Source organism: Sodalis sp. RH19 (genome assembly GCF_047324215.1).
Classification (GTDB): Bacteria; Pseudomonadota; Gammaproteobacteria; order Enterobacterales; family Enterobacteriaceae; genus Acerihabitans.
Window position 1 is genome coordinate 5,172,742 of sequence record NZ_CP178734.1, and the last position, 11,953, is coordinate 5,184,694.

The window sequence follows — 11,953 nt, forward strand, 5'->3', positions numbered from 1 at the left end:
ACTTTAGGGTTGTGAGGTTAAGTGAATAAGCGTACACGGTGGATGCCTAGGCAGTCAGAGGCGATGAAGGACGTGCTAATCCGCGAAATGCGCCGGTGAGCTGATATGAAGCGCTATCAGCCGGCGATGTCCGAATGGGGAAACCCAGTGCAATTCGTTGCACTATCATTACGTGAATCCATAGCGTATTGAGGCGAACCGGGGGAACTGAAACATCTCAGTACCCCGAGGAAAAGAAATCAACCGAGATTCCCCTAGTAGCGGCGAGCGAACGGGGAACAGCCCAGAGTCACCATCAGCATTTGCATCAGGAGAACGGTCTGGAAAGTCCGGCAACACAGGGTGATAGCCCCGTATCCGAAGGTACAAGTGCTGTGAGCTCGATGAGTAGGGCGGGACACGTGATATCCTGTCTGAAGATGGGGGGACCATCCTCCAAGGCTAAATACTCCTGACTGACCGATAGTGAACCAGTACCGTGAGGGAAAGGCGAAAAGAACCCCGGCGAGGGGAGTGAAATAGAACCTGAAACCGTGTACGTACAAGCAGTGGGAGCCTTGATTTATCAGGGTGACTGCGTACCTTTTGTATAATGGGTCAGCGACTTATATTCTGTAGCAAGGTTAACCGAATAGGGGAGCCGTAGGGAAACCGAGTCTTAACTGGGCGTTAAGTTGCAGGGTATAGACCCGAAACCCGGTGATCTAGCCATGGGCAGGTTGAAGGTTGGGTAACACTAACTGGAGGACCGAACCGACTAATGTTGAAAAATTAGCGGATGACTTGTGGCTGGGGGTGAAAGGCCAATCAAACCGGGAGATAGCTGGTTCTCCCCGAAAGCTATTTAGGTAGCGCCTCGTGAATTCATCTTCGGGGGTAGAGCACTGTTTCGGCTAGGGGTCCACCCCGGATTACCAACCCGATGCAAACTGCGAATACCGAAGAATGTTACCACGGGAGACACACGGCGGGTGCTAACGTCCGTCGTGAAGAGGGAAACAACCCAGACCGCCAGCTAAGGTCCCAAAGTCATGGTTAAGTGGGAAACGATGTGGGAAGGCATAGACAGCCAGGATGTTGGCTTAGAAGCAGCCATCATTTAAAGAAAGCGTAATAGCTCACTGGTCGAGTCGGCCTGCGCGGAAGATGTAACGGGGCTAAACCATGCACCGAAGCTGCGGCAGCGGACATATCACTTAAGACAATTGTACGGAAAACGATTGACGGAGCGCAGCGACGTCAATGCGTTCATCACGTCGAGTTGACTTAAGGATATGTCCGTTGGGTAGGGGAGCGTTCTGTAAGCCTGCGAAGGTGGCCTGTGAGGGTTGCTGGAGGTATCAGAAGTGCGAATGCTGACATAAGTAACGATAAAGCGGGTGAAAAGCCCGCTCGCCGGAAGACCAAGGGTTCCTGTCCAACGTTAATCGGGGCAGGGTGAGTCGACCCCTAAGGCGAGGCCGAAAGGCGTAGTCGATGGGAAACAGGTTAATATTCCTGTACTGGGTGTGACTGCGAAGGGGGGACGGAGAAAGCTAGGTTCGCCGGGCGACGGTTGTCCCGGTTTAAGCGTGAAGGTGGAAAAAGCAGGTAAATCCGCTTTTTCATTCAACACTGAGGCGTGATAACGAGCCACTACGGTGGTGAAGGAATTGATGCTACGCTTCCAGGAAAAGCCTCTAAGCTCCAGGTCACATCGAATCGTACCCCAAACCGACACAGGTGGTCAGGTAGAGAATACCAAGGCGCTTGAGAGAACTCGGGTGAAGGAACTAGGCAAAATGGTGCCGTAACTTCGGGAGAAGGCACGCTGGCATTAGGTGGAGGGACTTGCTCCCCGAGCTGAAGCCAGTCGCAGATACCAGCTGGCTGCAACTGTTTATTAAAAACACAGCACTGTGCAAACACGAAAGTGGACGTATACGGTGTGACGCCTGCCCGGTGCCGGAAGGTTAATTGATGGGGTTATCCGCAAGGAGAAGCTCTTGATCGAAGCCCCGGTAAACGGCGGCCGTAACTATAACGGTCCTAAGGTAGCGAAATTCCTTGTCGGGTAAGTTCCGACCTGCACGAATGGCGTAATGATGGCCAGGCTGTCTCCACCCGAGACTCAGTGAAATTGAACTCGCTGTGAAGATGCAGTGTACCCGCGGCAAGACGGAAAGACCCCGTGAACCTTTACTATAGCTTGACACTGAACATTGAGCCTTGATGTGTAGGATAGGTGGGAGGCTTTGAAGTGTGGACGCCAGTCTGCATGGAGCCAACCTTGAAATACCACCCTTTAATGTTTGATGTTCTAACTCCGGCCCATAATCTGGGTCGAGGACAGTGTCTGGTGGGTAGTTTGACTGGGGCGGTCTCCTCCTAAAGAGTAACGGAGGAGCACGAAGGTTAGCTAATCACGGTCGGACATCGTGAGGTTAGTGCAAAGGCATAAGCTAGCTTGACTGCGAGAGTGACGGCTCGAGCAGGTGCGAAAGCAGGTCTTAGTGATCCGGTGGTTCTGAATGGAAGGGCCATCGCTCAACGGATAAAAGGTACTCCGGGGATAACAGGCTGATACCGCCCAAGAGTTCATATCGACGGCGGTGTTTGGCACCTCGATGTCGGCTCATCACATCCTGGGGCTGAAGTAGGTCCCAAGGGTATGGCTGTTCGCCATTTAAAGTGGTACGCGAGCTGGGTTTAGAACGTCGTGAGACAGTTCGGTCCCTATCTGCCGTGGGCGTTGGAAGATTGAGAGGGGCTGCTCCTAGTACGAGAGGACCGGAGTGGACGCACCACTGGTGTTCGGGTTGTCATGCCAATGGCATTGCCCGGTAGCTACGTGCGGAAGAGATAACCGCTGAAAGCATCTAAGCGGGAAACTTGCCTCGAGATGAGTCTTCCCTGTGGCTTTAAGCCACCTGAAGGGACGTTAAAGACGATGACGTTGATAGGTCGGGTGTGTAAGCGCAGCGATGCGTTGAGCTAACCGATACTAATGACCCGTGAGGCTTAACCTTACAACACCTAAAGTGTTTGACGCGAAGAGAGCGTTGCCCCCAGGGGTGGCGAGAGAATTTTCAGCGAAGTTCCGGATAAAGGCCGATGGTCATCAGTAACAGGATGACGGTTGGTAACGAATTTGCCTGGCGGCACTAGCGCGGTGGTCCCACCTGACCCCATGCCGAACTCAGCAGTGAAACGCCGTAGCGCCGATGGTAGTGTGGGGTCTCCCCATGCGAGAGTAGGGAACTGCCAGGCATCCATTAAGACCAATACCTTGAGCGAAGCGAAAGGCGTTGGTAAAAAAGCTTTGAGCGCTGATATGGCTCAGTTGGTAGAGCGCACCCTTGGTAAGGGTGAGGTCCCCAGTTCGACTCTGGGTATCAGCACCAGTTTTAACGGTAGAGTTCGGCAAATAAAGAATTTGCCTGGCGGCACTAGCGCGGTGGTCCCACCTGACCCCATGCCGAACTCAGTAGTGAAACGCCGTAGCGCCGATGGTAGTGTGGGGTCTCCCCATGCGAGAGTAGGGAACTGCCAGGCATCCAATTGACGAAGCCCTCTGTGCAAACAGAGGGCTTTTTCATGTCCATGACCCTGGCGGTTCGCTACTCGAGTAAGAGAGTCGGACAACAGGCGGAGCCTGTTGAACGCCGCTTGCGGCGGCCCGCAGGGTGGCCGCCGCAGGCGGACATCAACTGCCAGGCATCCAATTGACGAAGCCCTCTGTGTAAACAGAGGGCTTTTTCATGTCCGTGACCCTGGCGGTTCGCTACTCGAGTAAGAGAGTAGGACAACAGGCGGAGCCTGTTGAACGCCGCTTGCGGCGGCCCGCAGGGTGGCCGCCGCAGGCGGACATCAACTGCCAGGCATCCCATTGGCGAAGCCCTCTGTGCAAACAGAGGGCTTTTTCATGTCCGTGACCCTGGCGGTTCGCTACCCGGCTTGCGTATAACGGGTAACAAACATTTATCTGAAGCTCCATTGCACGCTGATGACAAGTACGGTAGGAATGATTATTCCAGTTTCAATACCGAAGTAATCTGTAAAATTGTATTGAATAGCATGATAAATATATGGCGCAAATCCTATTCCAGTCGCTTTCTTAAAATTTTTATAGGCGCCATGATCACCGCAACGACTGAAAGCGTCAAAAAAAAATTCCCCTGTATAACCATATATCCCTTTAAAAACCCAGCCGGAGTCACCCGATATCCAGTCCCTTCTCAATCCCATTGCCAGACAGCGGTCCCCGAAACTGTTGTTCATCGTCCCAAGCAATATACTGTAGTTGGAATCTTCAGAAAATTTGCGCTCGACTGATAAGAATTTATTATCAAAAAACTCATTATATTGCCCATAATTACCAGTCAAGTGATACACAAACGAACCGGTATTGGCGGAATATAAGTTTATCTCTCTGGCATACGTTCTGGTGGCGACGATAAGTATAAAAAAACATAAAGCTTTGCTTGAGTTTTTAAACATTTTAATAATCTCTTTGATAATAAAAATTATATCTTTTATCTGAAAATAATTAAAAAAAACATCAAGAGGGGGAGAGAGAATTCTGTAATGAATATATCTAAGATATAGTTTAAATTCGCACAAAGAAAAAGGCTTTATTTTTTCAATCAGATTTTGCCTGAGACCACCCGCTGCAAACCTGGCTGCCAGCCTGTGATTAACCACTTTCCGGTTGCGTTCAGCATATTCCCCCGGTCAGTATAACCGGCTACCCTGAGGTAGATAATGGCACAGCATTGTGTAATAAATCCCATTGGCCCAGGCGTTTTTTATTTTATAGTTTATCAGCCGGATAGGTACAGGAAGGCGTCTGTGCCGATGACATTATGCATCTTCGCAGCAACGTTGGCGTCAGAAGCAATCGTCAATTGTCAGGCATGCAATTGCAAAAAACCTCGGTGACAACAGCGGGCTTTTGCATAGACATCAACCCTGGCGGTTCGCTACCCGGACGAAGAGACGCGACTTAAGCTTTCAGAAACGCCCGCATCCATCATTGAAGCGCCGCCTGAGGCTGGCGCTGACCTGAACCTGGCGGCATCCCGCACCGGTGACATGCCGAACAGGCGTGCATATTCACGGCTGAATTGTGAGGCGCTTTCATACCCAACGGTAAATGCGATTGCAGCGGCGTCCTGAGGATCGAACAACAGCAACCAACGGGCCCTAAGCAGACGCAGACGCTTCTGGTATTGAATCGGCGTCATGGCGGTGATGGATTTGAAGTGACGATAGAAAGCCGCGACGCTCATATCGGACATTGCCGCGAGCGACTCGACGCGGAATGGTTCGGTGTAGTGCTCACGGATCCACAGGGTGGCGCGTCGAATCTGCGACAAACGGCCTTCGGGGCGGGCGATTTCGCGCAGCATACCGCCCAGCGGCCCTTGCAGTACCCGAAACAAAATTTCCCGCTCGATCATGGGGGCAAGGATCGCGGCTTCTCGCGGGCGATTAATAAGTCTCATCATACGCAACCATGCATCAATCATTTCAGCAGGCGCGGTCACCGCGGAAAAGCCCCCCGTGTTTGGACGCGCATCCGCTTCGGACTCACCAGCGAGCAACGTGGCGATGACCTTGACATCAAGGGCCAGGCCGATCGCAAGATAGGGCTGCCCCGGTCCGCTCGAATGGATCTCGCCGGTGGCGGGTACATCCACGGGGACGAGAAAATAGGTCGCCGCTGCATAATCCAAAACCTGATCCCCAATGGAGAGCGTCTTGGAGCCCTGTAGAACCAAGTGCAGCATGGGCTGATAAACCCGATCCGCGCACGCCTCGGCCCGCACCATGATTACGTGCGATAGGCCGGTATCTGTCCACGTGTTTCCTGCACGCATAACGATGCTGCGCAGCTCATCCATTGCATTGTTCATGCAATTGACTATGGGGTAAACCCGATGGCAAAGCAAGCGGAGTGAGAAGATCAGGCAAGGATGAGAGAAGAACGGGCACGCCGCTGGCCGGCTGTTGACCCTATGCTATTGGCAAGCGGGCGTTGCGTCCGGATCTCTGAGATCTGACCACCTTCACCCCCGCGAGCCATTACTCAACGATATAAAAGGTAATTATATGAAACTTAAAGGCAAAATAGCGGTTGTCACCGGCGCATCAAAAGGCATCGGCGCCGGCATTGCCAAAGCGTTTGGCGCTGCGGGCGCGACGGTCGTCGTAAACTATGCGTCAAGCAAGGACGAGGCCGACGCGGTTGTCGCGCAGATTCAGGCGCAGGGCGGCACCGCAGTCTCTATTCAGGCGGATATGAGCAAGGCACGCGACGTCACACGCTTGTTCGATACGGTCAGAGCGGACTACGGTAGGCTGGATATTCTGGTAAATAACGCCGGGGTCGCGGTGTTTCAAATGATTGAAGACCTTACGGAGGAAGCCTTCCATCAGCAGTTTAATATCAATGTGCTGGGGTATCTACTGGCTGTTCGTGAAGCGGTAAAGCATTTCGGCAAATCAGGGGGCAGCATCATCAATATCAGCTCCATCCTCAGCACCGACCCTTATCTTGCATCCAGTGTTTATTCAGCCACCAAAGGGGCGGTCGATACCCTGACCCTGGCGTTGGCCAGGGAGTTGGGCCCCCGTGGGATCAGGGTCAATGCCATTCTGCCCGGCCACACCAATACGCCTGCGACGAAAGGTCATTTTGCGGGCGAACTGGGGGAAAAACTTATTGCCGGAACACCCTTGGGCCGTTTCGGCGAGCCGGAAGACATTGCGCCCGTTGCGGTGTTCCTGGCGTCCGATGATGCACATTGGGTAACAGGCGAATACATTAGGGCCGCGGGCGGAGTGCGAGGCGTGGGTTACTGATCAACGCGGATTGCCGCCCGCGCCTACGCTTTAACGGGTCTCGCCAAGCCGGTTGCCGCTTTGCGTATCAAACAAATGCAGGCTTTCCGCCTTGGTTTCCAGCCAGAGCGGTTGCCCGGGCTGGCACAGGATCCGGCCGGCAAACTGGACATGCAGCGGGAAACCGCCCCAGTCTACGTGCAGCAGGCTGGTCTCGCCGGTTACCTCCATCACGCGCAACGTGGCGGCGGGCTGTTCCGAAGCATCAAGGCGCAGGAAATCATGCGGACGAATGCCAAGCGTCACCGGCGCGCCGCCCTGAAGCTTTGCCGCAGCGTGCCATTTTGCCGGCAGCGGGAACCACAGTGCGCCACAGCTTACGCCCGCAATCCCATCGCGTGTCTCAACCTTCCCTTCCAGCAGGTTCATCGGCGGCGAGCCGATAAAACGCGCCACGAAGGTATTGGCCGGCCGATCGTAAATTTCCAGAGGCCTGCCTTGCTGAACGATATTGCCTTCCTTCATCACCACAATTTGATCGGCCAGGGTCATGGCCTCCACCTGGTCATGGGTAACATATACCGTGGTGGTTTTGAGCTGCTGATGCAGCGATTTAATCTCGGCGCGCAGCTCCATGCGCAACTGGGCATCCAGATTGGACAACGGCTCGTCAAAAAGGAATACCCGCGGATTGCGCACCATGGCGCGGCCCATGGCCACACGTTGGCGCTGCCCGCCGGACAGCGCCTTCGGCAGCCGCCGCAACAGGCGTTCGATACCCAGCATGCGGGCGACTTGCTCAACTTTGCTTTGCTGTTCCTGGCGCGGTACTTTTTTTACCTGCATATGAAACGCCAGGTTTTCCGCGACCGTCAAATGCGGGTAAAGCGCATAGCTTTGGAACACCATGGCGATATCCCGATCCGCCGGATCCAGGTCGTTGATACGCTGTTTATCAATAAAGATATCGCCGTCGGAGACGGTATCGAGCCCGGCCAGCAGGCGCAGCAGGGTGGATTTGCCGCAGCCGGAGGGGCCGACTAACACCGTAAAGCTGCCGTCGGGGATGGTGAGATCCAGCGGATTAAGCACGGTATGTTTGCCATAACGTTTGGCGATCTTGACGAGTTCGACGCTGGCCATGGATTATTCCTCACCGGCAAGGGATTGAAGGGATGCCCGGTCAGGATACTGACGCGGCGAGCTGCCTATGGCCTGCCCGGCGACACGAATGCCCCAGCGCAGCGCCTGGCGGCGGTTATAACCGTACAGCAGGGCGCTGAGAAAACCGGCGTTAAAACTGTCGCCGGCGCCGATGGTATCTTTGATTTCGACCTGCTCGGCGGCGTGGGAAAATTCCCCCTGCCTCTCATATACCGTGGCACCCAACGCGCCGCGCTTGATGACGCAGGCGCCGCCGGGCGTGAGCTGCGCCGCCAGCGTTTTTCCGGCCAGCGCCAGATCGCCGCTGTCCGCCAGGCCCAGCGTTTCCACTTCATTCAATAATAAATAGTCACAGTAACCGAGCCAGCGGGCGATATCCCTACGCAGGCGCTCGTTCCAGCCGTCGGGGGGCCAGCCGGTATCCACCGCCACCTGAAAACCGCGGCGGCGCAGCGTAGCCAACAGCTCCGGATACTCCTTTAGCAGCCGCAGGCAGAGAAAGGTGCCGCATAATAAGACGATATCCCCCGGCGTCGCCTGCGGCGGCAGCTGCATCAGCACGTCTTGCCGCGTCAGGCGCACGATATGTCCCTGGTTGCTGAAAAAGGTGCGTTCGTTATCAGGATGGGTCAGGCCCACCGTCAGCGAGGTTTCGCAGGCATAACGCGGCCAGAAGGGCGCGCTGGCGGTAAAATAACCCGCCAGCCAGGAAGAAAAATGATCGTCTCCCTGATTGGCCACCGCCCGGTGCGGCGTGCCGAGCGCCGCCAGCGCCAGCGCGCAGTTGCCCGCCGAGCCGCCGGGCCGCATGGCGCTGTGTTCCAGCATCGCCTCGGTTCCGCGGGCGGGCCAATGGTGCAGGGTGCCCATAATCAGGTCGATATTGATATTGCCCACCACATACAGCGTGGCGTCGATCGCGGATGTTGTCATGAAGGTATCCAGTTCGTCCCTTTTTTAGCCCTTGCTGCCGCCGCTGGTTAAACCGCTGACCAGGGATTTTTGCAGCCAGATGGCGATAAACAGCGGCGGAACCGAGGCCAGGATGCCGACGGCGGCGATAAGCCCGTCGTCCGTGGCCCGGCCGGCGGTAAAACCGGCGATAGTGACCGGCAGCGTTTGCGCCTGGATATTGTTGGTAAATAACAAGGCATAGAAAAATTCATCCCAGGCCAGCAGCCAGCCAAACACCGCCGAGGCGGCCACGGCCGGTTTGGCCAGTGGCAGGGTAATGCGCAACAGCACCTGCCAAAAACGCAGGCCGTCGAGGCGCGCCGCCTGTTCGATATCCAGCGGCAGCGCGTCGAACTGGTTTTTCAGCATCCAGGTCAGAAAAGGCAGGATCAGCGAACAGTACACCAACACCAGTCCCAGATGCGTATTCAGTAACGACAACTGCTGCAAAACAAAATACAGCGGCAGGACAAACGCCACCGGCGGCACCATATAAATAGCCAGGCTGCCCATCAACCAGCCCTCACGGCCGGGATAGCGGGAAAAACTGAACGCCGCCGGCACGGCCAGCAGCAGCGAAATCAGCGTCGCGCCGGTGGCAATCACCATACTGTTGGCCAGCGCGTGCAGGAAAAGCGCGCCCGGCTGGCCCGGCGCCAGCGATAGCAGGCGGGCGTAGCGGCTGAAGTCCCATTGTCGCGGCAGCCATTCCAGCGGGATGCGGGCTAAATCCGCCGCCGAGCTGACGCTCATTAAAAACAGCCACAGCATGGGCGCCAGTATGGTTATCGCCAGCAGCGCCGCCGCCGCGTAGCGTAAAACGATGCGGATCCTGCGTTTCATGATTCTATTCCCCGGCGGCGCTGACGGGACAGCATCAGCATGTAAACGGCAATCAGAATCCCGCACAGAATGGTCATCAGGATGGCATAGGCGGCGCCGCTGCCGGCGCGCAGGTAGCTGAACGATTCCTGATAGACGAAAAAGCTCAGGGTCTTGGTGCTGTCCACCGGGCCGCCCCGCGTCATGACATAAATAATGTCGAAGATCTTAAAGGCGTCGATGGTGCGTAAGATCAGCGCCACGCCAAGTGGAGCCAGGATGGCCGGCAGGGTGATGGCGCGAAATCGCCGCCAGGCGGAGGCGCCGTCGATACGCGCGGCCTCGAACAGATCGTCCGGGATCGATTGCAGCGCCGCCAGGGTCAGCAGCGTCACCAGCGGGTAATTTTTCCAGATATCGGCAATCATCACCGCGTTCATCGCCGAGTCGGGGGAGCCGAGCCAACTGCGGTAACGATCGATGACACCGGTTTGTGTCAGCAACGCGTTGACGCTGCCGTAATCGGGATTGAAATTAAGCCGCCACATCATGGCGTTAACAATGGTCGGCAGCGCCCAGGGCAGGATTACCAGCACCCGCAGCAGGCCGCGGCCGTAAAATTTCTGGTTCAGCAGCAGGGCCACCAGTACGCCGATAACGCCTTCAAAGGCCACCGACACCAGGGTAAAATAAAGCGTGCGCGCCAGCGCCGCCAGAAAGTCCGGGTCGGTCAGCGCATACAGATAGTTGGCGAAACCCACGTAAGCGGGCACGGCGCCGCCGCCAATCAGCGCGGCGTCGGTAAAGCTGAGCCACAGGGTCCGGCCCAGCGGCCAGGCGGTCAGCAAAAACATCATCACCAGCATGGGCGCCAGCAGCACCCATGCCTGACGACGCTCACGTTGCGGCAAACTGAGCATGGCTAAATCCTTAACGCAAACGTTCCGCGCCTTTCGTCGCCGCCTGCATGGCCGCTTCCGGCGTAGCCTGGTTCTGCAACACCTGCTGCAGGTTTTGCTGCAGCACGTTGGACAACTGTGAATAGGCGGGAATGGCCGGGCGGGACAACATGACATTCAGGGATTGTTTCGCAGCGGCGATTAACGGCTCCTGACCTTGCTGCACCTTGGGGTCATCATAGGAGGATTTCCAGATGGGCAGGCTCAGGCGCGAATATTTATCCTGTACCGGTTGCGAGGTGATATAGCTGATATATTGCCATGCCTGCTCGGGATGCTGGCTGGCCTTGGCAATACCCAGGCCCATCGAGCCGTTGACCGCCGAAACGCCGCCGGCCTGCGCGCCCGGTGCCGGCACTATGCCGACGTCGCCGGCCACTTTACTCTGTTTCGGGTCGTTGGCCATGTTGTACATATAGGTCCAGTTGAGCGCGAAGGCCGCGTCGCCGTTGGAGAATGCCTTGCGCACATCTTCTTCCAGGTATTCGCGCGAGTTGGGATTGGTCAGGCCCTTATCCAGCGTTTCCTTCATATAATTTACCGCTTGCAGCGAGCCCGGGTTGCTGAAATTCAGCTTGCCCGCGGTAAAGAAGTCGCCCTTAAAGGCTGATACCAGCGTGGTGTAATCACAAATCAGTGCTTCCGCCTGCGACCAGCTCCAGACCAGCGGATACTTCACGATGCCCTTTTGCTTTAAAATCTCGGACTGCTGCTCCACCTGCTGCCAGGTCTGCGGCGGCGTGGTGATGCCGGCTTTGCTCAACATCGCCTTGTTGTAATACAGGTATTTGGTGTCGAGGATCCAGGGCAGGCCCCAAACCTTATCCTGATAGGTAACGGTGCTCATGGCGCCGGGGAAAATCTTTTTGCTGTCGTCGGCGTTAATCCGTGCCGTGACATCCTGTAATAGGCCGAATTTGGTAAATTCCGCCGGCCAGATGGCGTCGAACAGCACCACATCGTACCCATTGCCGCCCGCGCCGCGCGCCGCGACGATTTTGTCGTGCAGGGCTTCGTAGGGTACAAATTCCAGGTTGACGTCGATATCCGGATGCTGCTGGGTGAAATCGGTGGTCATGGCGCGGATATCGTTTTCGCTGTAGGCGGCCTGGGTCATGAACAGCGCGTTGATTTGGGTTTTCGCCTGGGCCTGTGCCGGGAGTCCCAGCGAGAGGACCGACAATGCGCAGAGCGTCAGGGCGGGGTAGAAGGTCTTTATGTTCATGCTC

At 56.0% G+C, this 11,953-nt stretch carries 8 protein-coding genes, 1 tRNA gene and 3 rRNA genes; 5 read left to right on the top strand and 7 right to left on the bottom strand.

Going from position 1 to position 11,953, the window contains the following annotated elements:
- The first annotated feature begins 15 nt into the window (after positions 1–15).
- The 4 genes from ACL2XF_RS23325 (at position 16) to rrf (ACL2XF_RS23340) (ending at position 3,534) form a co-directional block, all read left to right on the top strand.
- Positions 16–3,008, top strand: a 23S ribosomal RNA gene (locus ACL2XF_RS23325).
- A 125-nt stretch (positions 3,009–3,133) separates the two neighbouring features.
- Positions 3,134–3,249 (top strand): 5S ribosomal RNA (rrf, locus tag ACL2XF_RS23330).
- 58 nt (positions 3,250–3,307) lie between these two features.
- A tRNA-Thr gene (locus tag ACL2XF_RS23335) sits at positions 3,308–3,383 on the top strand.
- Positions 3,384–3,418: 35 nt separating this feature from the next.
- Positions 3,419–3,534, top strand: a 5S ribosomal RNA gene (gene rrf, locus ACL2XF_RS23340).
- A gap of 426 nt (positions 3,535–3,960) precedes the next feature.
- On the opposite strand, the gene ACL2XF_RS23345 is transcribed toward rrf (ACL2XF_RS23340), so the two are convergent.
- Complete coding sequence (locus ACL2XF_RS23345) at positions 3,961–4,479, bottom strand: hypothetical protein (RefSeq protein ID WP_410016717.1); 519 nt, start codon at positions 4,477–4,479, stop codon at positions 3,961–3,963.
- Positions 4,480–4,961: 482 nt separating this feature from the next.
- Positions 4,962–5,885, bottom strand: coding sequence for an AraC family transcriptional regulator N-terminal domain-containing protein (locus ACL2XF_RS23350; RefSeq protein WP_413721554.1), 924 nt, complete (start codon positions 5,883–5,885; stop codon positions 4,962–4,964).
- 208 nt (positions 5,886–6,093) lie between these two features.
- Between ACL2XF_RS23350 and ACL2XF_RS23355 the strand changes: the two genes are divergently transcribed.
- Entirely contained in the window at positions 6,094–6,846 is a 753-nt protein-coding gene (locus ACL2XF_RS23355; RefSeq protein WP_410013295.1) for an SDR family NAD(P)-dependent oxidoreductase, read from the top strand.
- A 30-nt stretch (positions 6,847–6,876) separates the two neighbouring features.
- On the opposite strand, the gene ACL2XF_RS23360 is transcribed toward ACL2XF_RS23355, so the two are convergent.
- The 5 genes from ACL2XF_RS23360 to ACL2XF_RS23380 are packed head-to-tail and all read right to left on the bottom strand — an operon-like array spanning position 6,877 to position 11,949.
- Positions 6,877–7,968 (bottom strand): ABC transporter ATP-binding protein, encoded by a 1,092-nt coding sequence (locus ACL2XF_RS23360; RefSeq protein ID WP_410013296.1) that lies wholly within the window; start codon positions 7,966–7,968, stop codon positions 6,877–6,879.
- Between the two features lie 3 nt (positions 7,969–7,971).
- Entirely contained in the window at positions 7,972–8,922 is a 951-nt protein-coding gene (locus ACL2XF_RS23365) for a carbohydrate kinase family protein (RefSeq protein WP_413721553.1), read from the bottom strand.
- 24 nt (positions 8,923–8,946) lie between these two features.
- Complete coding sequence (locus tag ACL2XF_RS23370; protein WP_410013298.1) at positions 8,947–9,786, bottom strand: carbohydrate ABC transporter permease; 840 nt, start codon at positions 9,784–9,786, stop codon at positions 8,947–8,949.
- Entirely contained in the window at positions 9,783–10,685 is a 903-nt protein-coding gene (locus ACL2XF_RS23375) for a carbohydrate ABC transporter permease (protein WP_410013299.1), read from the bottom strand. The genes ACL2XF_RS23370 and ACL2XF_RS23375 overlap by 4 nt, the downstream gene beginning before the upstream one ends.
- 10 nt (positions 10,686–10,695) lie before the next feature.
- Positions 10,696–11,949 (bottom strand): extracellular solute-binding protein, encoded by a 1,254-nt coding sequence (locus tag ACL2XF_RS23380; protein ID WP_410013300.1) that lies wholly within the window; start codon positions 11,947–11,949, stop codon positions 10,696–10,698.
- Positions 11,950–11,953 lie beyond the last annotated feature (4 nt).